The sequence below is a fragment of the uncultured Tenacibaculum sp. genome (assembly GCF_947502995.1).
GTDB lineage: Bacteria > Bacteroidota > Bacteroidia > Flavobacteriales > Flavobacteriaceae > Polaribacter.
In genome coordinates this window covers 87,436-111,570 of the sequence record NZ_CANNBW010000004.1, presented here as the reverse complement: position 1 = coordinate 111,570, position 24,135 = coordinate 87,436, and the positions used below count along the sequence as shown (strand labels likewise).

Genomic DNA, 24,135 nt, shown 5'->3' with positions numbered 1-24,135 from the left:
TACCTTTTAGAACTAGCCAAAACATTAAATATGTTTCAAAAAGAACGTATTAAACGCTTCTTGATTTGCTTTTCCGCTTGGTAAACTATTTTTTAACTCGTTATTTTCATTAATAATGTCTCTAACTAAACGAATTAGTTCATCTGAAACAGGATCGTTACTTTTTTCTATTCGTTCACTTTTTAGCTGAATTACAGCATCAATTTTAGCATGGAAAGATGTATCAATTAATTCATACAATTCTCTAAAATATACTGGTGGAATCGTATGCTTTTTGGCAATCCAATTGGCACATAAAGCAGTTCTGATAGTATAAAAGAAACTCTTTAATGTCATTTTATCAGTTCCTAAGGTTTCCTCAAAACCTTTATTCATAGCATGAAAATGGTGAAATCCAGCAATTGGATTAAAGTTTTCGTTTGCCAATTTTTTTAATTCTTCTAAAAAAGCGGTATTTGCTCTATAAATTACTGGTGAAAATAACCAACCTGTAAACGAAGCATTTGACTTTGCCAATAAACGAAGTGCTTTTCTGATATCCCAACCAGATCCGTCTAAATCATCTTCTGTCATAAATTCGATCGTATCTTTTGTTTCCCAAAGATTTAAATACCAATCTTTGGAATGCTTGTATACAAATCGAATATCATAATCAGAATCTGGAGAAGCAAAACCCCAAGCTCTACTTCCCGATTCTACTGCAAATAGAATTTCAATATTCTTTTCTTTTTCTAATGCTACTAAATGTTCTAAAATTCTTTTTTCCATTGTGTTTTTCTTTGACTTTTCCAATTTCTTTCAGGTATAGTTACATTTATAGTTTCATATCCGTGTGGAAAACACCATTCACAACCTTGCTCCTTGCCTACTTTTATTCTAGAAATTTGAATTCCAGAAATTTTTCTTGGAAAATCTATTAATCCATATTTGTTTAAACCGAAAGCGTTTTTGAATCGACTAAACTTTTTCATTTGTATTACGTTTTTAATTAAAACCTAATACAGTGCTCCTTTTTTTATTTGCATATTGTTATTATTTACTAAATACTAATTTCTTTTACCATATCAATTACTTCTTCATTACACTTTAGAATATTATGATCTGAAGTAAAATTCCCATAATTAGAAATTTCTTTGATCCAAATATCTTTAAGAATATTTAGTACTTGTTTATCGGATACTGAAATTACTTTTCTATTTATAAAATTAAAAAGTTGAGGATAATAACTCAATATTTCTTCTTTTGAATATACTTCTTGATTTTTTGAAAGTAATAAAATATTCTGAGCTATGTAAAAAGCTAAAATTTTCCAAATATCTTCAGCTATTGTATTCTTTTGATTAAAAGAATTAAAACTTGTAAAATCAAGTGTTTTTAAAACATCTATTTTCTTTGAAAAAGGATGAATTCCTTTAAGAATAGGTTTAATTTTTACTCTTAAATCTGTTCTAGTTAACATTGTTAATACCGTTCTTACTGCTTTGTAAATAGCTAATGTTTTATTTCTTTTTAACAGTCGTTTAACTGGTAAATCAAAAAATTGTTTATGATTTTTATAGGTATAATAGAATGCATTATTCAAAGAATCAATCCAAGATTTAGTATATATAGTATCAATCAAAACTCCATCTTCAATTACTACAAAAATAGCATTCCAATTCAAATTGAAATCTAACATCAATTGTTTTAACTTGATTTTACGTTCTTCTTGAGTTAATGGCATTTCTTCCTTTTTGATTTCAATAATCACATCTAAATCAGTAGAACTTGTTGATCCATATTGATAATATCGAAATGGAAAATTATCTATCTTTTTTAAAGCTGGTTTCATAATTTCTCTTTTTCAAATTTTGACTTCTTCTTTAATGATTTTACATGCAATAAAATTGCAGAATAAATTAATCCTGGTCCTAATAATACATGAATTAAAATAGGCCAATAAAAAACCTTATCCTTTTGATAGATATATGCGACACTAACAAAAGTGCAAACTATACCTAGAACCAATAACGGTAATGCTTTTTCTTTTGCTCTTTTTATTAATTCTTCTTCCGATTTTAAGAAACTTTCATTGATTTCATAATCACTAAATCCTAAACTTTTAAAATCATTTCTTATATCTTTTTCTGATCTAAAATCTAAACTTTGTTCTATTATATAATTTTTAACTTGATAAGACAGTTCTTCTTCATTATTTGAGGTATAACTTACTGTGCCTTTTAGTATGAATAACCAATCTTCAAACTCTTTTACTTTAGTATATCTATCAAAAACTTTTCTAGCAATATCTTTAGCTTCGTTCATTAATTCAAAAGTAGATAAGCCATGATCTATTACTTCTTGATAACTATAATTTTCGTAGCATATATAATAATCGGTTAATATTTGATAGCCAAAATCCTCTTCTAGACATTTATCTCTTATAACTTTAATTACTTCGAAAACTTCATTAATATTGTTATAATCTAATATTAATTTACTTAATTCAAAAATTGAAATTGCTAGATACTCATCAGCTGTAGAATGCTTATTAAAAACATTCAATAACTGGTTTTTAAAAGTATTTAAATTATAATTGACTTCAACTAAATCAAATAAAAAAGAATTCAATTTAAGACTATTCACTTCAACCATGAAGTATATATCTTTTTCAAAATCTTTCTCTGATAACTTATCATTTAGTACTTGATAAATTTTATGCTTTATTCTATACGTTTTCATCTTTCATAACTTCCTAAACCTTAAGGGTTTTAAAACCCGTGAGGTTTCTATCAACTTTCATTCATTTTTTTTATAAACTCATCTAAATACTCTTGTAATGCATTTACATTACTTTCTTTTCTTAGTAAATAATTTTCAAGATTTGGATAGTATTCAATGATACCTTCTTTAGTATACAATTCAACTGATTCTAATAAGGCTAACGTAATTCCTAATTGAAAAGCTATGGTTTTATACACTTCTATTTGAGAACCATTTTTTCCAAAATCTTTAATCTGATCAAGTTGTATACCCTCTAAAAAAACAACTTTGTCTTTTATACTTCCTCTTAGAGCTTCTTTGACTTTTACTCTAAATTCAGTTCTTGTAAAATATGAAACTAAAGACCGTAAACATCGTTCAATTCTAGCTTCAACATTTCTGTTTACTTTCCTTATTATTCTTTTTTCAAATTGCTGTTTATGAATTTTATAAGTTTCATACAAGGCATTATTTAATTCATCTTCTTCTCCTTTAAAACAAGCTATGACAATACCTTTTTCAATAATTGCTAGATTAGCATTTATGACTTTATTTGTATCGATATTTGACTTTTCGATGTATGTTTTTATAGTTTCATGATTTTCTTGTATCGAATTTAACTCATCAACAAAAAAACATACATCTAAGTCAACAGAACTTTTAGAACCGAAAATTTGATATGGATTTTCCATCATTTTATTTATGATAATCTATGTACGTCAACCTGAACTTGTTTCAGGTTCTCATTATATATCTTATTTAAGCTATAATGAGATTCCGAAACAAGTTCGGAATGACGTATAAATTAAAATTATTATTAATGACAAGTTTTTGTTTTTACTTTAAAAATCACCATAAAACACCTGTAAACAAGGTAATTGTAATTTCTTCCTCCACAAATCAACAACCTGATTTCTATCATCTAGAATAAATTCTACATAAAACTTATTTTCAATTTCGTTTCTATATAATTCTTCTTTTATAATAGAATCTTTTCTTTTGTCTTTAGGATTACGCATCCAAAGTGCATCGTAATTTACTTCATGTTTTTGAAGCCAAGATTCTGTTTCTGGTTTGTATTGACCATCTCTACCAGAAAGTAATAAGATTTTGTATCCTAGCTTCTGATAATTCTTTACCAGATTGACGATTGGTACATTCGGCAAATCTTGTTCACATTTGCTACCATCAAACGGACTTCTGTTTGTAATTAAAGATAAGGTTCCGTCTAAATCACAAATAATAGCTTTTGGTAAATTTTCATTTTGCTTTACATATTCGTTTTTTAGCTTTTCTTTTGTTTTCAGTTGTTTATCCATTCTTAGAATAACCTCCCTTCCAACAGATTTTTCTCTAGCAGCATCTCTACGAATTGCTTCTTCTACATCTATTTCCATTAACTTCACTTCAACTTTTACAGCGTGACCTGTTTCATTGGTGTATTCACTAGCTATTTCTGCAATTCTTTCCTGATTTTTGTCGTAAAGATTTGTATCATCAACAATAACATGTTTACCTGCTAAAAGCGCTTCTTTGATTAAAAAATCTCTTGTTTTCACAATAAACTTTTCGTTTCCTTTACTAAAGTGATTTGCATCTAACATTTCACGTAAACTATCTCTATTAATACGCTTATACATTCCTGGGTTTTCTGAAACTAACTTTTTAGCGTATGTTGATTTTCCTGATGCTGGTATTCCTTTTAATATGATTATTCTTTTCATTTTCTTAATTTTTAATTGTAATTCTTAATCTATTTTGAAATTAATTACGTCAACCTGAACTTGTTTCAGGTTCTCATTAAGAACTTAAAATGTGAGTATCTTGAGATTCCGAAATAAATTCGGAATGACGTAAAATAGCAATCGTTAAGAATGTTATAATATTTAAATCTTTATTTTAATTATGTTCGTTAGAATATGCCTTTTCAAATACTGGACGAATCATCTTCCAAATAATTTGATCGTAGTTTTTCTTATTTTTCATTGAAAATAATACAGCTGGATATGTGCAACTTTGAAAATAAGCTGCTGTTTCTCTGTCTGTAGCAAACTCTTTATATTCTAACTTTGCTATTTCTTCTATATTTTTAAATTTTAATTTTAAATCTGACTCTGTTTGTTTTACCCATTTAAAAAATTCATCTGGTACATCTTCAATCCATTTTGTTAAACTTCCCTCCTCTTTTAAAGTTTCCCAAATAGTTAAAGAAGAAATTTGAGTTACGATTTTGTGTAATTCTATATATTGTTCAAATTTTATTTTAACTCTAAAACCATTTTCATATTTAATTACAAATCCTTCTTTATTATTCCAATTTAAACTTTTAAGCTCTTCAATACTATTATAGTGATATTGTTTTGGTAACGGAAAACCAATATCTACTAGTTCTTCTTCAATACCTGTTTTTGTATCTATAATGGCTAATAATATTAACTTTTCATCTTGACCATAATCTACAATAACTCTATTTTCAGGATAAATGATTTCAAATACATACGTCTTATTCAAATCTAAATTCTGAATACAATGTTTATACTTACTATTTAGTAATTCGTTTGCTTTAATTGATTGTTTGCTATTAAATGAGCCTCTAGTTGCAATATATGGCTGGTTGTTTAGCCAATATAAAACTCCAAGTGATCCATCCATTTTATCAAATATCTTAAAAGGAAGATTCGGTAATTTTTCATATCCGATCTCTTCTACATTAAAAAATTTAGAAATAGGATTCGCAATGATATTATAATTAGCATCTAAAATCAATCCTCTACATCGTAAAGTTTCTTTTGTCCAATAGCTTTCATATTGTGCAGATTGCGTATAATTATAAATCCATAAATCAGCTTCTGGATGTTTATTCTTATGAATATATCCGTTATGAATAGCTTCCTTTAATTTTTCAATATTTAAAATATTTGTTTCCATTTCATTTTAATTACGGTACAAAGATCAGTTTATGTTACGCAATCTTTTTGCGTAATAAAAAATAATTATAAAAAAATTGAAATTTATATTGAATTCGAAAAGTCTATAAACAAAAAAAGTGCTTATTAGCACTACTTAGATGGTAAGATTTCTGTTACTATACCATACACATTTTTCGTCCATCCGTTAAGATGTCCACGATTATTACCTATGAGTAATCCTCGTTTTTCATTTTTACCTTTTACTAAATGCGTAAAACAATTTCCTCGTACTTTACAGAAAACTATATCGCCTTCTTCACAATCTTGCCATTGTACTGGCTTTAAAACAACAGGTTGTCTTGATTTTAAAATTGGCAACATCGAGTTTCCTGGTTCTTTAGAGATAATTGTTTCTCCATTCAATAGCTTTTGAATTTTCCAATTCATAATTATTTGTATTTAAATTAAACATTAATTCAAAGACTATTGCTGAACGAAAAGTAAAGAACGAATAACTTTAACCGTTTAAAGTCAATGTAAAATTAGTTTATATTTTTGTAATACAAACTATTTAATTGAAAAAATTGACTTTAAAAGAACGTTTTACCCAATTGTTATCACTTTATTCTCAAGATAATGAACTCATTTCTTCATTATGGAATGAGCTTGAAAAACACTACAAAGAAAAGCATCGTACCTATCATAATTTAAATCATTTAGAGGAAATCTTCTCTTATTTTGATCATTATAAAGATGAATTAAAAGATTCGAATTTGGTTTCTTTTTCTATCTTTTATCATGATGTAATTTATAATATTTGGAAAAAAGATAATGAAGAAAAAAGTGCTGATTTTGCTGTAGATCGACTTCGAAAACTACTTTCGAAAGATGATTTAAACATCATTTTTAATCAAATTATAGCCACTAAAACTCATGAAGGTTCAGATAATGATACTCGCTTTTTAATCGATTTTGATTTAGCTATTTTAGGTCAATCTTCAGAAATATACCATGAATATGCTAAACTTATTCGAAAAGAATATAAACTCGTTCCAGATATTTTATATAAAAATGGAAGAAAAAAAGTATTACGTCATTTTATAGATAAGCCATTCATTTACAAGACCAATACTTTTATTGATTGTTATGAAAAACAGGCGAAATTCAATTTAAAAACAGAATTAAACACATTATAATATGGCATCAAATAAAAATGCTCTTATTCGATATAAAACCATAGATCAATGTTTACGAAATACCATGCGTAAATGGACTTTAAATGATCTGATTGATGCTTGTTCTGATGCTTTATATGAGTATGAAGGAAAAGATGTATATGTAAGCAAACGAACTGTTCAGCTCGATATTCAAATGATGCGTAGTGATAAGTTGGGTTACAATGCGCCAATAGAAGTTTATCAACGAAAATATTATCGATATGCAGAAGAAGGTTATTCTATTATGAATATTCCTGTCACTGAAAATGATGTAAAAGTAATGAATAATGCGATTCAGGTTTTACGTCAGTTTAAAGACTTTTCGCTATTTAAAGAAATGGATGGAGTTTTACAACGTTTAGAAGATTCTGTATACTCTTCACAAGAAAATAATCGTGCTATTATTCATTTAGATAAAAATGAACAATTAAAAGGTTTGCAACTTATAGATCCATTATACAGTGCAATTCAAAAGAAGAAAGTTTTAGAAATTACATATAAGTCATTTAAAGCTAGACAAGAAAATATACTAACTGTACATCCGCAGCTTTTAAAAGAGTTTAATAACCGATGGTTTTTAATAGTGTATCATAAAACTGATTTTATGAATTTAGCTCTTGATCGTATTATAAAAATTGAAGAGAAAGATGAACTTGAATACATAGATAAAGCTGTTAATGGTGATGAATACTTTAAAAACGTAATTGGAGTTACTGTTTCTAATTCTAGACCAAAACGCATTGAATTTTGGATTGAAAAACGCTTGGCTCCTTACGTAATTACCAAACCTTTTCACCATACTCAACGGTTAATCAAAGAAACTGAAGATGGTTTCATATTTAATATTTTAGTTCAAATTAACTTTGAATTAGAACGTGTTATTCTTGGATATGGAGATTCTATCAAAGTACTAAAACCAGAAAAATTAAGAGACAAAATCAGTAAACAATTAGGACGCGCTTACAATAATTACAAATCCATTAATTCAGATCATTAATTATTAAAAACCACGTAAGCATTTAAACTTGTAGCAATGGTCATCCAAACTAAATACGGTACAATTAAAATCGTATAATATTTTAATTGTTTTATATGCTTAAAAGTAATGTAACCAATCAAAAGCCACAGCAAAGTGATACTTATTAAACCTAATACAGTGTAATGTTTATTGAAAAAAAGTAAATTCCATATTACGTTTAAAAACCATTGTGCGCTATACAATGTTATCAGTTTTTTAACTGATTGTTTGTATTGATAACTTAGTTTGGTCATGTAAAAAGCGAATAACAACATTATGGTTGTCCAAGCTGCTCCGAAAACCCAATTCGCAGGAGTCCATGGAGCTTTATTTAAGTTTTGATACCAATCTGTTCGTGGACCATCGTTCATTAATAAAACACCTACATAAAGTGCTAAAAAGTTAGCTATTAAAAAAATAATGAACCTGATATAAGATTTTTGCATTGATTTAGTTGATTTTAATCGAATCGATTATTAATTTGAAGTTTTCATCTTGTTTATTTCCTATTAAAAAAGCAATTTCTTTAATTTCTGTATGATTAAAATTTTGTCTACGTAATCTATTTCCTCTAAAGATTGGATATAAATTATTTAGATCAATTTCTATAGTTTCCCAATCACCAGAAGTTGTAAAGTTTTGAGTATACCAATGTCGATCTGTTGGATTTGATTTTACTCTGAATTGATATGCTTTTCCATCTCCTTTTAAACGAAGAACAATTTTTTTTGAATTTTCCTGTAATGCTACAGCTACCGAACTTTTAACCATAGCAAAACCTCCATTATTTTCTGTAGAAACATGACCAGAAAATACGCCTTTACCATTTTCATTTAACGCTATGGAAGAAGTTGAAATTCCTCCCATAACATCATCATTAGTTGTTTTCCAACTGCTAATATCAGAAGATTGAGAAAAGTCAACAACGGTTATAGTATCTTGAAAAGCAAACAACATAATGATAAAGGCTAAATATTTCATATTATAATTTTAAACTGACTATTCCTGCATCAATAGGAAAAACTTGACCAGAAATCGCAGAAGCGTGATCTGACAACAAATAATTTGCTAAGCTTGCTACTTCTTCTACTTTTAAATATTTCTTTAGCGGATGTCTCATTTCCATGTTTTCGCGTTGCTTATCGTTACGTAATAACTTTTCTGCTAAAGATGTATCTGTTACAGTTGGAGCAATACAATTAAACCTAACTTTAGTGGCAAATTCACCCGCTAAAGATTTCGTTAAACCTTCAACAGCAGATTTACTAGCTGCAACACTTGCATGAAAAGGCATTCCTAATTTAGTAGCTACTGTACTGAATAAAACTACACTTCCGTTATTATTTTTAAGTGAATTAATATACTTTTGAATCACTTTAACTGCTCCAATTACATTAATTTCAAAATCACTTCTAAAATCATCTAATTTTAGTCTTCCTATCGGTTTTAAGTTAATACTTCCAGGACAGAAAACCAAACCATTTATGTTCTCAGAAAGCTCTGGTAATTCATCTTCTAAAACATCGATTGAGTAGTGTGTTACGTTTGTATGACTTGCTACTTCGCTCCTACTAAAATTAATTACTTTATGCGTTTCTTGTAAAGAAGTTACAATTGCATTACCAATTCCTTTACTTCCACCTACAACTAAAACTGTTTTCATTTCTATTATTTTTTATGCAATGAACTGAGTTCATTATTATCTTTTTGATACTTTATTATTTGATATATTTCTTTGTCTTGTACATTTAAACCTTCCTTTATCAAAAGATCTTTTTGCTTGGTGTTTTGTAGCTCTTCCTTGTACTCTTTTTCTCCACATTCTGAAACTTGATGGTTTCATTTCCTTACGCATCAACTCGATAACTTCTTGTTCTTTTAATCCGAATTGAAATTGAATAGCATCGAAAGTTGTACGATCTTCCCAAGCCATTTCTATAATTCTATCGATTTGTCTAACCGTCATAATAATCTAGATTTAGATATTCATTTTTATAATCAATCATTTTTGAAATGAATTTCTTATTTTCTGAATAGTTCTTGTTTTTTAAAAACTTTATAAAACTTCCTTCGGCATGAATACTGAAAAATGAAGAATTATATATTACTAATTTGTAATAAGGAATGCACCAAGAAAAACGTTCTAATCTGTTCGTAAAATGAACTAAAATTCCTTTCGGACGCATTTCTATATTTCCGTAATTCAATTCTGAAAACTGAACTTTATCTGATTTTAATTTCTGACTTACTTCTGCAATCATAAAACGACCAGAACCTATTCCATTCAGTCTTATCTTATTTAATAAAGAGAATGGTTTTCCTAGTAATTCTTTACTATGCACTAAGAAATCTTGATTCGTATATGTGGTATTAAATATCATTATTCATCTCTTAACATTCTACTTCTATTTGTAATCGTATGCTTACGCAAAATTCGTAAGCTTTCTCTTTTTACTTCACTATCTTTTAACATGTTCCATAAAATATCGCTAGCTTTCTTTCTATTTTCTTTGATATCAACTATTGGATTTGGATAATCTTTACCTAAAACACAGTTATTAAATTGTTGATCTAAATGTGTCATTAAATATGGTTCATGAATAAATGGAGTTGGTAAATGTGCTAATTCTGGAACCCATTTCTTAATAAAAACAGCATCTGGATCGTGATCGTGACTATTTTTCACGGGGTTATAAATTCTCAAATTATTAATTCCTGTTTCACCTGCTTGCATTTGCAATTGAGGAAAATGAATTCCAGGTTCAAAATCTAAAAACTGACGAGATAAATGATGTGTTGCTTCTTGCCAAGGCTGCCATAAAATATGTGTAAAGAAAGAAACCAACATAGCTCGCATTCTGAAATTAATAAATCCTGTTTCATTTAAACAACGCATAGAGGCATCTACTAAAGGAAAACCTGTATTTCCTTCTTCCCAAGCCGTTTTATACGATTCAGAAATTGATTTTTTTAGCTTGTGAAAACCTTTATTAATACTGGCATTTTCCATCGTACATTCCATTTCAAACTTTTGAATGAAATGTGCTTGCCAACGTAAACGAGAAATAAACGCTCCTAAATGACGCTTATGTTCAGATTCGTCTTTAACAGCTTTTGCTTTTTGGAAAACTTCTCGAATCGATACATTTCCCCAAGCTATATATGGAGAAAGTCTACTACAACTACTTCGTGACGCTTCTGGTTTTGAAATGTGATACATGTAATTTTCATGACGCTTTTCAAAAAACGTATTTGCATATTTCCATGCTATACTTCTTCCGCCTTGCTGAAAATTAGATGTGTCTCCAGTAACTAAATCAGTAGTATGAAAGTAATCTGAGATTCTATTAATTTCCGAAGTACTTATAAAATCTTCTTTATCTACATCAAAAGGTAAAATATCTTGATACATATAACTTTCCCATTTATCAAACCAATCTTCTCGATTTAATAAACCTCTTAAAACTCCGTTATTTATATTCTCTTTCCATTCAATGGAATTGTTTCTACAATAACGCGAAAATTCTTTATCCCTATTGAAAGTAACTAATAACCCTGTTTCTTGATGTGAAAAAACATCTGTAATATTATAATGATTCAATAACTGATTAAAAACTGCAAAAATTTCACCATTAACAGCTAAAACTTTAGTCTTATATTCTTTCAATTCTGTATTGATATCAACTAATGATTGTTTTATAAAATCCCAATGACGTTGACTATAATGATCGTCGTTTATCAATAGGTTTTCAAAAACAAATAATAGCAATATTCTTTTTCCTGAGTTTAGCGCATTTGTTATCGCTTCATTGTCATGCAATCTCAAATCTCTCTTTAACCAAACTACTGCTATATCTTCTCTTTTCTTCATAATTTCAAATTTTCGTTTTCTGAATATTTGAATATAATGGCTCACACAAAGCTAACGTCATTCCTAATTTATTTCGGAATCTCATAATGCGAATCTGAAACAAGTTCAGATTGACGTTATTAATTTTATTAAAAACCATTATTATCATATTTACTTACTATAATAAGTTCAGTTGAAATTCTTTTTTATTATCTAGGTTATCAAGAAAATGTTCAGCATTAGAAAAATGCTCTTCTCTTTTCTCAATTCCCATTTTATCTAAATTTCGAATTAGCATATTTAAACGTGGATTTTTTGATAAAAATTCTCGGTTTGTATGCATAAACCTCCAAAACAATCCGTCCCAAATCTTTTGCCATTTACCATTCGGATAATCACTCATTTTTTTAATGTAATTACTACTACTTATATATGGCTTAGTGGACATTAATCCTCCATCAGCAAATAAGCTCATTCCGTAAACATTCGGTACCATTACCCAGTCGTAAGCATCGATAAACAATTCCATAAACCAACGATACACTTCATCTGGATCGAACTCACATAACAACATAAAATTTCCTAAAATCATTAAGCGTTCAATATGATGTGCATATCCTGTTTTTAAGATCTTTTTTATTGTGGTATCAATTGGTAAAATTCCTGTAGTTCCATCATAAAAAGATACTGGTATTTTTCTAGAATGATTCCAGAAATTCTTTGTTCGTTCTTCGGTTCCTTTTACTTCATAAATTCCACGGATAAATTCGCGCCAGCCTAGTATTTGACGTACAAATCCTTCTAAGGAATTAATCGGAATTTCATGTTTAGCAGCATAATCAATTGCCTTTTTAATTACTTCCAGAGGAGATAACAATCCTACATTAATTAATGGTGATAAAACACTATGATTCAAGAAATGTTTGTCTTTCACAATAGCATCTTCATAAATTCCGAATTCATGAAAACGAACTTCAAAAAATTGTTCTAACCAATTTTCTGAATCTTCAAAAGTAGATGGATACAATTGTTGCTCATCAATTTCTCCTAAAGCGTCTGAAAAATTTTCTTCAATATATTTCCTAGCTTCTAGATAATATGTGTTAGCTTCAGTAAATGTAATTTGTGGCGGAGTTTTACCTTTTGGATATTTCTTTCTATTATCCGTATCAAAGGTCCACTTTCCTCCTACTGGTTGTTCATTTGTGATTAAAATATTTCTGCCTAAACGTTCCTTTTTATAGAAAGAAGTTTGAAAAAATTTCTTTTTAGAAGCTTTAAAAAAAGAAGCTAATTCATCTTTGGTATTAATAAATAATGAATTGTCTATTTCAATTAATTCTATCTCATTTTCAAATTCATTTATTCTCTTTTCTAGCCAATTATCAGTAGGATTTATAAAATGAAGTTGTTTGTATCCATTTACAATTAATTGTGGTAATAACTTCCTAATATCTGAAATTTCAGTTGTACTTTCTACATATGAAACTTGATATCCTTTTTCGTTTAAAAAGTCTTTATAAAATTGCATTGTAGCTCTATGAAAAGCTAGTTTTTGCTTATGAAATTTATATTGTTTGAAGAATAAATATTCTTCAATTAAATACACGTCATTTTCTTTTGGAATATGCGTTGTACTTTTAAATAACTGATGCGGAAAAATAATACTTACTGCTTTCATTAGAACAAGGTTGGTTGTAACCACATTTGCTGATATTTGCCGTTCGCATCATATCGTTCTGCTTGTAGTTGTACATTAAACTTTCTATCTCTTGGATCATTTCCAACGCCAGATACATACTGCCAATTTCCATAATTGCTATGAACATCGTAATCTATTAGCATACTTTCGAAATATGCCGCACCAATTCTCCAATCTAACAACAGTTCTTTTGCAAAATATGAAGCCACATTTTGTCGGCCTCTATTGCTCATCCAACCTGTTTCTTTTAACTCTATCATATTGGCATTTACGAAAGGTTCATTGGTTTCGCCATTAATCCAATTTTGAATTAATCTTTCATTATTTTTCCATGAATATGATAGTTCCTTTATTCCTTCTAACTTGAATAAATTATTTTCATGCTTCAGCGATAAATATTTAAAATAATCTCGCCAAATCAATTCAAAAATCAACCAATAAGTAGATTGATTACTTCCGAACTGTTTTTCATATTTTTTTACTTCCCAATAAATTGACTTTGCTGAAATACAACCATGAGCCAACCAAGAAGAGAATTTTGAACTGTAATCAACTCCAATTAAACCATTTCTAGTTTTCTTGTAATACGATAACTTTTTCGATGAAAAGAAATATGAATTTAAACGCTCAAAAGCAGCAGTTTCTCCTCCTTTAAAAGGAAAAGCAGTTTTAACTGGAACTTCAAAATCGCTATAACCTAAATCTTGTAAAGTTGGAACTTTTGTGTCGTTTGTCTGATAATTCTCTTTTGGCATTGCTACTGGAATCAGTTCTTCTCGAATTGTAGCATATTTCTCTACTTTTTTTCTGAAAAAAGTAAAAACCTCTGGAATAGATTTTATTTCTAATGGAATATCTTCTGGATGATATAAAAATTGATCGTAAAAACTTTCAACATGAATCGTATCACCAAGTTTTTTTACCACACGATTAATTTCTGATGTTTCTTCTTGAGTAAATTCTTTTTGATAAAGGAGAGCACCCGCGTTGTGAGTCAGACAAAACAATGGTAAAATTACATGCGGATGCTCATGATGTATATAAATAGGTACGTTTAATTCTTTTAATTGGTTTGATAAATCGGTAACTGATTCTATCAAAAATTTTGCTCTGTATTTCTCTGTTTTTTTAAAACCAAATTGCTTAGTTTGAAACATAGATTTGTCGAAACAGTACACAGCAATAACTTTGTTATATTTAGAAATTGCTTCATATAAAGCTTTATTATCACGCGTTCTTAGCGTATTTGTAAACCAAACTATTGCTGTTTTATCTTGCTGCATTTTTTACTACAATATTTTACATTTTCCCAGTTCTTTTCCCATTTTTTTCTCCATGTAAATGGTCGTTCACAAACCGGACAAATTTTAGTGGGTAAATGTTGTTTTTTTACTCCTCTCATTTCTGATATACCAAGGCATTGATCATTCCTTTAAAAACAAAAGCATGAAATGGTAAAACGGAATACCAATACAATCTTCCTAATAATCCTTTTGGTCGAAATACTGCTCTTTGAAATAGTTGATTTTTTACAATTTTAAACTCTAACCAAGCTTCACCTGGAAGTTTCATTTCAGCGAATAATAGTAAACGTTTCTGTTCTTTATCAGCTAATAAAACTCTCCAAAAATCTAACGGATCTCCTGGTTCTAAGTATGTGTTATGCGTTCTTCCTCTTCGTAAACCTACTCCTCCAAAAATCTTATCTACATAACCTCGAATACGCCATAGCCAATTGTAACTGTACCAACCGTTTTCTCCTCCAATAGACCAAATTTTATCTATTGTAAAGTTTTCATCTACAATTTTTCTTGATCTTATATCTCTGAAACAACCAAAATGCGGAATATTAATATGATCGTTTAATTGATCATTAAATACGCCGCTACTAATGGCATCTTTCCAACTTGACACCACTGCATTTTGCTTAATTTTTTGAAAAGCTAAACTAACCGCTTGTCTATATTGGATTGGTTGCACTTTTAATATTTCATTGATATTATTAGGTTTTGCAACCACTTCAACTTTCATACTATCAACTAATGCTTTTGCCAAATTAAATGACGTAGAAGTCACGAAATACAGCCAATACGAAGACATTCTAGGTGATAAAACTGGTAGAGTAAAAATGTATCTTTTTAAACCTCTTACTTTAGCAAATTGCAATAGCATTTCTTTATAAGTAAGAATTTCTGGTCCACAAATATCAAATGACTTGTTGTAGACTTCTTTATTATCTAAACCATTCACAAGAAAACTTAACACATCTCTAATTGCTATAGGTTGTGTTCGAGTATTCAACCATTTTGGTGTTACCATTAAAGGTAATTTCTCTACAATGTCTCTTATAATTTCAAAAGAAGCACTTCCACTTCCTACTATAATTCCAGCTCGAAATGTTGTTAAAGCATATTGATTAGATTTCAAAGATTTTTCAACTTCTAATCTAGATTTTAAATGTTTAGATAAAGAATCATCATTTACAATTCCGCTTAAATAAACTACCTGCTTACAATTCGTTTTTTCTATCAACGATTTGAAACTCTGAGCACATTTTTTTTCTAAATCCTCAAAATTCGTAGCTGTCGTAGACATGGAATGAATTAAATAATAAGCAGCGTTGATATCTTCAGGAAAAGCTTCTAAATTATCTTCTAAGAAATCTACTTTTATAAATTCTATTCCGTCTTTATATTCAATTTCGTCTGGAATTCGATTTAAATCACGGACACAACAAACTAGTTGATGACCATCTTCTAATAGCCTTAATACTAATCTTTTTGCGATGTAACCTGTTGTACCTGTGATTAAAATCTTCATTCTATAATTTTTCTACTATCTTTTTTGGACGCTGATATTCGTATCTTGTAAATAAATTCGGAATTGCATATCCATCAAGTCCGTTTATTGTTGCCACATTCCCTTTAGATAAATTCAAAAATCCATCTTCTTGCAACATATGATCTTCAACATCAAAAAATTGAATTTCACCAACTAACATAATTGTATCATTTGCTTTGATGTAATACTCCTCAACATATTTCATTCCTATTTGTACTGGTGATTCTTGTACAAAAGGAGCTATAAAATTGTTCTTATATTCTGGTGTTAAGTTTGTCATCTCAAATTCCGAAACACCTTTATCATATTTAGCAGATGTATGATGCGCATCTTCTGTGATTCTTTTTGTAATATGATTTACCGTATAAAAACCAGTTTCTTTAATATTTTCATACGTATTTCTCGGAACAGTTGTAGGACGTAAAATAAATCCTAATAACGGTGGATTAGACCCTAAGTGAACTATCGAACTGAATACAGCTACATTTTCTTCACCATTAGGAGAAATACTTCCTATTAAGTTTGCAGATTTATAGCCTGATAAACTATTCATTAAGTTGATCTTATAAATATGATCAAATCCACTTATATCCTCTTTTTTAAAAAACATCTTTATACTGTTCGAAATTGTTAATCTTAATATTCTTAGCTTTTAAATCGTGCATTAGATTATAAAGTCCGAAGAATGTTCTGTTGATGTAAATAAAATGCTTAGAACCTCTATTTCCATTCATATTTCTAAGCTCAGTATTCTTAGCATACTTTGTTCCTAGATCAGTGATTTTTCCGAAGAAAGTTTCATCAGAGAAATCAAATTCTTTTGTATTGAATGGCTGTGTGAATAAACTCAACATTTCATGGAACATTTCTTTAAAGAAAGCTAACTCTTCTGGACTATCATCTTCTCTAAGAATCTCTAATTCATAAAGCTTTTTCTCAAAAAATACAGGATCTGAAATACTTTCCTTTTTTGCTAACTCAAAATATGGTTTGTAAAACTCCTCTGGAACTTGTTTCATACAACCAAAATCAAGCACAATTAAATTATTATCTTTTGAAACTAAGAAGTTTCCAGGATGTGGATCGGCATGAACCTTTTTAATGATATGCATTTGATACATATAAAAATCCCATAAAGCCTGACCTAATTCATTCGCTTTCTCTTGATCTGTATTAGTACTTGTAAATTCAGAAAGATGAACACCATCCATCCAATCCATCGTAATAATTCGATCTGAAGAAAACTCTTTATAATAATTTGGAAATTTTAAATTTTTGATATGCTTACAAGCATCTACGATAGCCTGACTTTGCTCTACTTCTAAAATGTAATTCGTTTCTTCGACTAACTTATTTTCAACCTCTTTAAAATATTTATCGCTATCCTTTCCACGGATATTGAACATTTTAATTGCAATAGGCTTCACTAAAGCTAAATCAGTAGAAATACTCTCTGCAACTCCTGGATATTGAATTTTAACTGCGTATTTATTTCCATCTTTTTCAGCCAGATGAACCTGACCAATACTTGCTCCACTTACAGCATTTAAATTAAATTTATCGAAAAGTTCGCTTGGATACTTTCCAAAATAATTTTTAAATGTCTTTTTAACCAAAGGTGCTGATAATGGCGGAACTGAAAATTGTGATAAAGAAAATTGCTCAACATAAGCTTGTGGTAAAATTCCTTTTTCCATACTTAACATTTGTGCAACTTTTAAAGCACTTCCTTTTAACTGCTTTAATCCATTGTAAATATCTTCAGCATTATCTTTATTTAACTGTTGTTTAGCTTCTTCTTCTCCGTTAACCAATTTACTTCCGTAATACTTTAAATAGTTTACTCCTACTTTAGCACCAGTTTGCACTAATTTAGAAGCTCTTTGAATTTTGGAAGTGGGGATATTATCTATTGTCTTCATAAATTACTTCATCATCTTTTCTTTAAATAAAAATTTACCGAAATCAATTACACTTTTTACCGGAGCGATATTTAACACATCGAAACTGGCATTAACTGATTTCTCTATAAACACATCTGTTTTCTCGAAAGAAGACGATGTATCATTTAACCAAAACTGCATTGTCATTATTAACTGAATCCATGCACTTTCACTTATCGCTTTATCTTGAAACTTTTCTAAACGTTCTTGTTTTAACTCTAGTTTTTCAATATTGAGTGTATCGATAAACTTTTTAAAATGAGTTCTTAATCCGTTAAGTATACTTAAAGTTTTTAACTTGTTACTTTGTCCTGATAAAGCATAAACCACATAGCTTCTATTAGCAGTTAAATTTTCGAAAAAAGTGAAGTAAAAACTTAATAATTGATTTCTCGCATCAAAAGTTTCAAACTCTTCACTTTTGTGTAATAGTGCTAGTGTATTTTCAAAGAAAACTGTGAATATTGATTTTTTAATTGCTTCAAACGAAGCAAAACTGTTATAAAACAATTGTTCTTCAAAATTATTCTCTTTTGCGAATTTATATACAGATTTAGGTTCTTCATTATGCTCTAACACATAATCCATATACATTGAAATAATATCTAACTGAGTTATATTTTTCTTTTTAGCCATGAAATTGTACGATTGAATTTTACCTATTCAAAGATACTTATATTTTGTTTAACTTAAAAATAAAATAATTAAACAATAATATATTTTTAACTTTATTTTAATAGTAATACTATTATATTTGCATTCAAAACAATTAAAAATGGATAAATTACTTTCAAACATTAAAGTTGAGGTGCCTGAAGGGATTTATTTGAAGAATCCAGAATCCTCTGAATTAGGTAAAAAAATAGTTCAAAACAGTATCATCTTGATCGATGAAATTGGTTTTGAAAGTTTTAATTTCAAAAAATTAGGATCGTTAATCGGCTCTAATGAAAGCTCTATATACAGGTATTTTGAAAGTAAACACAAACTATTAATTTATTTAAGTTGTTGGTACTGGAGATGGTTAGAATATCAATTAGTAATTGAGACATTTAGCATTAAAGACATCAAAGAAAAACTGATAAAAGCTGTAGAGATTGTTACACGAACAACTAAAGAAGATCAAAACTTCTCTCATATTAATGAAGTTTTACTTAACAAAATTATTATCAACGAAAATTCTAAATCTTATTTAACCAAAAGTGTTGATTCAGAAAATAAACAAGGATACTTTTTACCTTACAAAAGAGTAGTAAGAAGATTAGCTGATATGATCTCTGAGTACAATAGTAGCTATGAATTTCCTTTAAGTTTAGCTAGCTCTGTTACAGAAGGAGCATTACATCAACAGTTTATGACTCAACATTTCACATCTATTACTAATTGTAACGAATCTGTTACACCCACACATTTTTATTCACACTTAGTAATAAAAACCTTAACAAATGACAACTAAATCTTTAACACCTTGGAGACGTTTCCTTGGTTTAGTAAAACTAGAGCGCAAAGATATTTTCCAAATTTCTTATTACGCCATATTTGAAGGACTAGTATCCTTATCTCTTCCATTAGGGATTCAAGCTATTATTAACTTAATTCAAGGAGCACAAGTTTCTGCTTCGTGGATTGTTCTTGTAGTCTTAGTTACCATGGGAGTGATTTTTTCTGGAGTTTTAAAACTTATGCAACTGCGTATTATTGAAACTATTCAACAACGAATTTTTACCAGAGCTTCTTTTGAATTAAGTTATCGCTTCCCAAAAATTAAAATGAAGGAATTACGAAACTATTACTTACCAGAATTAGCTAATAGGTTTTTTGATACTCTTACGATACAAAAAGGATTATCTAAAATATTAATTGACGTACCATCTGCTTTTCTGCAAATTATGTTTGCGTTGTTATTATTATCATTTTATCATCCGTTCTTTATCATATTCGGACTGTTATTATTAATCCTTATTTATATATTATTTAAACTAACAGCTCAAAGAGGTATCGAAACAAGTTTAGATGAATCTAAGAATAAATATAAGGTTGTACACTGGCTTCAAGAAGTTGCAAGATCTGTAGTTAGCTTTAAGCTTTCTGGAAAAACAAGTTTGGCTTTAGAAAAAAATGACGCTTTGGTAAATAAGTATTTAAATTCTAGAGAAAGTCATTTCAAAATTCTAATAATCCAATTTATATTAATGATCAATTTTAAAGTACTGGTAACAGCTGGTTTATTATTAATCGGTGGATTTTTAGTATTGAATCAAAAAATGAATATCGGTCAGTTCGTTGCAGCAGAAATCATTGTCTTACTAGTAATTAGCTCTGTAGAAAAATTAATACTTGGATTAGAGTCTTTTTATGATGTTTTAACTTCAATAGAAAAACTAGGTCAGGTAGTAGATAAGCCAATCGAAAGTCAAAATGGTGAAATTGTTGAAGGTGATCTTACTATTGAATTACAAAATGCTTCATATAAAGTAGCCAATAAAACTACACCTATCTTAAGTGATATATCATTCACCATTAACAAAAATGACCGTGTATTAGTACAAGGTGAAAGTGGCTCTGGTAAATCAAGTTTACTACAATTAATAGCAGGTGTTATAGAACCGACATCAGGATTTTTACATGTAAATAACCTTTCTATCCAAGGATTACACATTAATAATTATAGATCACTTTTAGGACTATCATTATCCGAAGAAACTCCTTTTGAAGGTACAATTCGAGAAAATATAACATTTGGTAATACTAGTATTACAGATGAAGAAATATATAAAGTTTTGGAAGTTGTTGGGTTAACGGAATTTGTTAAGCAATTACCTAAAGGACTAAATACAGTTATAAAACCTGAAGGAAAACAAGTTGCTTTCACCATTGCTAAAAAGATTATTCTAGCAAGAGCCATTACAATTAAACCTAAGCTTTTAATCTTAGAAGATCCGTTAGACCAATGTCAAATAGAAGAAACTAAAGGAATTATCAACTTCTTGGCTTCTCCTGAAAGACCTTGGAGTTTAATAGTAGTAAGTAGTAATGCTTGTTGGAAAGATAAATGTAATAAACATATTGTCTTAGAAAAAGGGCAAATTAAAAAATAAAAAAGATGCTAAACATTTCTAACAATAAAATAACAAATGTCGATTTAACGACTTTTAAATCAGGAAAAGAAATTTTTACTAAAGAGTATCATAAACGATTTAAACAATTTCTATTGGTATTTTCAGTAATTATTCTAATCATTTTGTTTTTGCCGTGGACACAAAATATTTCTAGTAAAGGAAATGTAACCACATTACGTCCGAATCAAAGACCACAAACCTTACAATCCCAAATTCCTGGTAGAATAGAACAATGGTACGTTCAAGAAGGAGATTTTGTAAAAGAAGGAGATACGATACTTAGAATTTCTGAAGTTAAAAGTGAATACTTTGATAATCAACTTGCACGTAGAACTCAAGATCAGTTAAACATAAAGACACAATCTATTGATGCATATAGAAACAAAGTTATAGCTCTTGAAAATCAGATTAAAGCTTTACAAAATGAAAGAGTTTTAAAATTGGAACAAGCTAAAAATAAATTAACTCAAGCTCATTTAAAAGTTAAAAGTGATAGTATTGATTTAGAAGCTATAAAAACTAAACAAAGTATTGCAGAAATTCAATTAGAACGTGTAGTTAACTTACAAAAAGAAGGTTTAAAAGCTGTTAAAGATGTTGAAGAAAAACGTGCTAAGTTTCAAGAAGCAAATGCAAAATTAATTTCACAAGAAAACAAGTATTTAACTTCTCAAAATAATGTTATTAATGCTAAACTAGCTATTTCAACCCTTAATGCTACATATCAAGATAAATTAGCTAAAGCCAGAAGTAGTTTATTCACAGCTAAATCTGCAACTTTAGACACTGAAGTTCAAGTTTCTAAATTAGAAACAAGCGTTGCAAATTACACTAAAAGAAGCAGTTTACTTTACATTACAGCCCCGCAAGATGGTTTTATAAATAAAGCTATAAAATCTGGTATTGGAGAAACTTTTAAAGAAGGTGAACAATTGGTTGGAATAATGCCTGCAAACTACGAACTAGCTGTAGAAATGTATGTAAGACCTATAGATTTACCTTTGGTTCATATTGGCGAAGATGTTCGTGTACAGTTTGATGGCTGGCCGGCAATTGTTTTTAGCGGATGGCCTAATGTTTCTTATGGTACTTATGGAGCAAAAGTTGTAGCCATAGAAAACTTTATTAGTGATAACGGTATGTATCGTGTTTTATTAGCTCCAAATAAAGATGCTGAACCTTGGCCAACAGCAATTCGTGTTGGTTCTGGAGCAAAAACTATTGCACTTTTAGATAATGTTCCTATATGGTTTGAATTATGGAGACAACTTAATAGCTTCCCTCCTAACTTTTACCAACCACAGGATTCAAAAAAAGTTGAGAAGAGTAAATTAAAAAAATTAAAATAGTAGTAATGAAAAAACTATTAATCTTTTTTTCTGTTATAGCTTCACTTGGTGGGTTTAGTCAAAATAATGAAGTTTTATCATTATCTGAATACATTGGATACGTAAAAGAATTTCACCCCATTGTTAAACAAGCTCAACTTGTTAGTTCTGAAGGAGAAATTAAACTTCTTAAAGCTCGAGGTGCTTTTGATCCTAAAATTTCTGTTGATTATGATCGTAAAAAGTTTAAAAAATCAGAATATTTTGATAAACTAAATACCACTTTCAAAATACCAACTTGGTATGGAATTGAGTTTAAGGCTAATTATGAACAAAACTCTGGGATATTTTTAAATCCTGAATCTAATGTTCCTAATGAAGGTTTATACGGAGCTGGAGTTTCAGTTTCTCTAGCAAGAGGTTTACTGATGAATAAGAGAATGGCAACATTAAAACAAGCTAAATTATACACTCAGCAAGCTAGAGCTAAACAAACTTTGTTAGTGAATTCGATTTTATATGATGCTATTGTTACTTATTTCGAGTGGTTAAAAAATTATGAAACACAAAATATATACAATGATTTTTTAAATAATGCAGAAAATAGGTTCAATATTGTAAAGAAAAGTTTTAATGCCGGAGATAAACCTGCAATAGATACCTTAGAGGCCAATATTAATCTTAAAAACAGAAAACTTGATCTTGAAAAATCAAATTTAAAATACATCAAATCGAAATTAAAGCTTTCTAATTTCCTTTGGCTAGAAGGAAATTTACCTTTGGAATTAGAAGATCGTATTATACCTGATACTGAAACTACAACGATAATTGACACTGCTCTAGATATTAATCAGAATATGTTACAAGACATTGATGTGAACAATCATTTAAAGATTAAATCTTTAGATTATAAGAGACAAGGTCTTCTGGTAAATAAAAGATTAAAATTGAATAATTTATTACCAAGAGTAGATTTAGAATATAACTTTTTGAGCCCGAAAATTAACGGATTAACTGATTTTGACACTAATAATTACAAAGGAGGTTTAAATGTTTATGTGCCTTTATTTTTAAGAAAAGAAAGGGCAGAATTTAAACTTGCAAAACTAAAGTTACAAGACATGGATTTTGTTATTTCTGCTAGTAAAGTGGAACTAAACAATAAAATGAAAGCTATCGAAAATGAAATATTTTCTACCAATAAACAAAGTGACTTGTTAGTAAACTTAGTTAAAGATTATCAAAAATTAGTAAAAGCAGAAGAACGCATGTTTATTTTAGGTGAAGGTTCTTTATTCAGAATTAATTATAGAGAAGTAAAACTTATAGAAACTAGATTAAAGCTTATAGATACTAAAAATAAATTTTTAAAATCTAAAGCGTCATTATTTCAAATGCTAAATAATCAAGAAGTAGATAATAAAAAAACCATCCAATAGGATGGTTTTTCTGTATTATGATACTTT

27 protein-coding genes are annotated in these 24,135 nt (G+C 28.8%); 6 read left to right on the top strand and 21 right to left on the bottom strand.

The window, feature by feature from the left end:
- Positions 1-24: 24 nt before the first annotated feature.
- From Q1A46_RS04410 to Q1A46_RS04375, 8 genes are all read right to left on the bottom strand, one after another.
- A complete protein-coding gene (locus tag Q1A46_RS04410) occupies positions 25-768 on the bottom strand; it encodes a nucleotidyltransferase domain-containing protein (protein ID WP_299674476.1) in 744 nt (247 codons plus the stop codon).
- On the bottom strand, positions 750-971 hold the full coding sequence (locus tag Q1A46_RS04405) for a phosphate ABC transporter substrate-binding protein (protein ID WP_299674473.1): 222 nt from the start codon (positions 969-971) through the stop codon (positions 750-752). Before Q1A46_RS04405 ends, Q1A46_RS04410 begins: the two co-directional genes overlap by 19 nt.
- A gap of 68 nt (positions 972-1,039) precedes the next feature.
- Complete coding sequence (locus tag Q1A46_RS04400) at positions 1,040-1,831, bottom strand: hypothetical protein (protein ID WP_299674470.1); 792 nt, start codon at positions 1,829-1,831, stop codon at positions 1,040-1,042.
- Positions 1,828-2,721 carry a hypothetical protein gene (locus tag Q1A46_RS04395; protein ID WP_299674467.1) on the bottom strand — a complete coding sequence of 298 codons (894 nt, stop codon included), beginning with the start codon at positions 2,719-2,721 and terminating at the stop codon, positions 1,828-1,830. The genes Q1A46_RS04400 and Q1A46_RS04395 overlap by 4 nt, the downstream gene beginning before the upstream one ends.
- 50 nt (positions 2,722-2,771) lie before the next feature.
- On the bottom strand, positions 2,772-3,434 hold the full coding sequence (locus Q1A46_RS04390; RefSeq protein ID WP_299674464.1) for a hypothetical protein: 663 nt from the start codon (positions 3,432-3,434) through the stop codon (positions 2,772-2,774).
- 150 nt (positions 3,435-3,584) lie between these two features.
- On the bottom strand, positions 3,585-4,466 hold the full coding sequence (locus tag Q1A46_RS04385) for an AAA family ATPase (protein ID WP_299674461.1): 882 nt from the start codon (positions 4,464-4,466) through the stop codon (positions 3,585-3,587).
- Between the two features lie 175 nt (positions 4,467-4,641).
- Complete coding sequence (locus Q1A46_RS04380) at positions 4,642-5,670, bottom strand: RNA ligase (protein ID WP_299674458.1); 1,029 nt, start codon at positions 5,668-5,670, stop codon at positions 4,642-4,644.
- A gap of 131 nt (positions 5,671-5,801) precedes the next feature.
- Entirely contained in the window at positions 5,802-6,098 is a 297-nt protein-coding gene (locus Q1A46_RS04375; protein ID WP_299621268.1) for a hypothetical protein, read from the bottom strand.
- A gap of 128 nt (positions 6,099-6,226) precedes the next feature.
- Between Q1A46_RS04375 and Q1A46_RS04370 the strand changes: the two genes are divergently transcribed.
- On the top strand, positions 6,227-6,847 hold the full coding sequence (locus tag Q1A46_RS04370; protein ID WP_299674455.1) for a hypothetical protein: 621 nt from the start codon (positions 6,227-6,229) through the stop codon (positions 6,845-6,847).
- Position 6,848: 1 nt separating this feature from the next.
- Positions 6,849-7,865 (top strand): YafY family protein, encoded by a 1,017-nt coding sequence (locus Q1A46_RS04365; protein WP_299674452.1) that lies wholly within the window; start codon positions 6,849-6,851, stop codon positions 7,863-7,865.
- Here the strand turns inward: Q1A46_RS04365 and Q1A46_RS04360 are convergent.
- From Q1A46_RS04360 to Q1A46_RS04300, 13 genes are all read right to left on the bottom strand, one after another.
- Complete coding sequence (locus Q1A46_RS04360; RefSeq protein ID WP_299674449.1) at positions 7,862-8,332, bottom strand: TspO/MBR family protein; 471 nt, start codon at positions 8,330-8,332, stop codon at positions 7,862-7,864. The genes Q1A46_RS04365 and Q1A46_RS04360 overlap by 4 nt on opposite strands.
- 4 nt (positions 8,333-8,336) lie before the next feature.
- Entirely contained in the window at positions 8,337-8,867 is a 531-nt protein-coding gene (locus tag Q1A46_RS04355) for a CIA30 family protein (protein WP_299674447.1), read from the bottom strand.
- Position 8,868: 1 nt separating this feature from the next.
- Complete coding sequence (locus Q1A46_RS04350) at positions 8,869-9,549, bottom strand: SDR family NAD(P)-dependent oxidoreductase (RefSeq protein ID WP_299674444.1); 681 nt, start codon at positions 9,547-9,549, stop codon at positions 8,869-8,871.
- Positions 9,550-9,585: 36 nt separating this feature from the next.
- Positions 9,586-9,852, bottom strand: a complete 267-nt coding sequence (locus Q1A46_RS04345) for a TIGR03643 family protein (RefSeq protein WP_299674441.1) — start codon at positions 9,850-9,852, stop codon at positions 9,586-9,588.
- Positions 9,842-10,267 (bottom strand): hypothetical protein, encoded by a 426-nt coding sequence (locus Q1A46_RS04340; protein ID WP_299674438.1) that lies wholly within the window; start codon positions 10,265-10,267, stop codon positions 9,842-9,844. The genes Q1A46_RS04345 and Q1A46_RS04340 overlap by 11 nt, the downstream gene beginning before the upstream one ends.
- On the bottom strand, positions 10,267-11,757 hold the full coding sequence (locus Q1A46_RS04335; RefSeq protein ID WP_299674435.1) for a cryptochrome/deoxyribodipyrimidine photo-lyase family protein: 1,491 nt from the start codon (positions 11,755-11,757) through the stop codon (positions 10,267-10,269). The genes Q1A46_RS04340 and Q1A46_RS04335 overlap by 1 nt, the downstream gene beginning before the upstream one ends.
- 157 nt (positions 11,758-11,914) lie before the next feature.
- A complete protein-coding gene (locus Q1A46_RS04330) occupies positions 11,915-13,417 on the bottom strand; it encodes a cryptochrome/photolyase family protein (protein ID WP_299674432.1) in 1,503 nt (500 codons plus the stop codon).
- A complete protein-coding gene (locus tag Q1A46_RS04325; RefSeq protein ID WP_299674429.1) occupies positions 13,417-14,721 on the bottom strand; it encodes a DASH family cryptochrome in 1,305 nt (434 codons plus the stop codon). Before Q1A46_RS04325 ends, Q1A46_RS04330 begins: the two co-directional genes overlap by 1 nt.
- Entirely contained in the window at positions 14,697-14,840 is a 144-nt protein-coding gene (locus Q1A46_RS04320) for a DUF2256 domain-containing protein (RefSeq protein WP_299621317.1), read from the bottom strand. Before Q1A46_RS04320 ends, Q1A46_RS04325 begins: the two co-directional genes overlap by 25 nt.
- Positions 14,837-16,258 (bottom strand): SDR family oxidoreductase, encoded by a 1,422-nt coding sequence (locus tag Q1A46_RS04315; protein ID WP_299674426.1) that lies wholly within the window; start codon positions 16,256-16,258, stop codon positions 14,837-14,839. Before Q1A46_RS04315 ends, Q1A46_RS04320 begins: the two co-directional genes overlap by 4 nt.
- A gap of 1 nt (position 16,259) precedes the next feature.
- Positions 16,260-16,889 (bottom strand): flavin reductase family protein, encoded by a 630-nt coding sequence (locus Q1A46_RS04310; protein ID WP_299674423.1) that lies wholly within the window; start codon positions 16,887-16,889, stop codon positions 16,260-16,262.
- Positions 16,879-18,201 carry an AarF/ABC1/UbiB kinase family protein gene (locus tag Q1A46_RS04305; RefSeq protein ID WP_299674420.1) on the bottom strand — a complete coding sequence of 441 codons (1,323 nt, stop codon included), beginning with the start codon at positions 18,199-18,201 and terminating at the stop codon, positions 16,879-16,881. The genes Q1A46_RS04310 and Q1A46_RS04305 overlap by 11 nt, the downstream gene beginning before the upstream one ends.
- Before the next feature lie 3 nt (positions 18,202-18,204).
- Entirely contained in the window at positions 18,205-18,858 is a 654-nt protein-coding gene (locus Q1A46_RS04300) for a TetR family transcriptional regulator C-terminal domain-containing protein (protein WP_299674417.1), read from the bottom strand.
- Between the two features lie 139 nt (positions 18,859-18,997).
- Here Q1A46_RS04300 and Q1A46_RS04295 point away from each other — a divergent pair, with 139 nt between their 5' ends.
- From Q1A46_RS04295 to Q1A46_RS04280, 4 genes are read left to right on the top strand one after another with little or no spacing between them, the layout of a single operon-like run.
- Positions 18,998-19,678: a TetR/AcrR family transcriptional regulator gene (locus tag Q1A46_RS04295; protein ID WP_299674414.1), complete on the top strand. Its 681-nt coding sequence runs from the start codon at positions 18,998-19,000 to the stop codon at positions 19,676-19,678.
- Positions 19,668-21,320, top strand: coding sequence for a peptidase domain-containing ABC transporter (locus Q1A46_RS04290; RefSeq protein WP_299674411.1), 1,653 nt, complete (start codon positions 19,668-19,670; stop codon positions 21,318-21,320). The genes Q1A46_RS04295 and Q1A46_RS04290 overlap by 11 nt, the downstream gene beginning before the upstream one ends.
- Positions 21,321-21,325: 5 nt before the next feature.
- The gene (locus Q1A46_RS04285; protein WP_299674408.1) at positions 21,326-22,690 is read left to right on the top strand and encodes an HlyD family secretion protein; all 1,365 of its coding nucleotides are present in this window, start codon (positions 21,326-21,328) and stop codon (positions 22,688-22,690) included.
- 5 nt (positions 22,691-22,695) lie between these two features.
- The gene (locus tag Q1A46_RS04280; RefSeq protein WP_299674405.1) at positions 22,696-24,108 is read left to right on the top strand and encodes a TolC family protein; all 1,413 of its coding nucleotides are present in this window, start codon (positions 22,696-22,698) and stop codon (positions 24,106-24,108) included.
- The last annotated feature ends 27 nt before the right edge of the window (positions 24,109-24,135 follow it).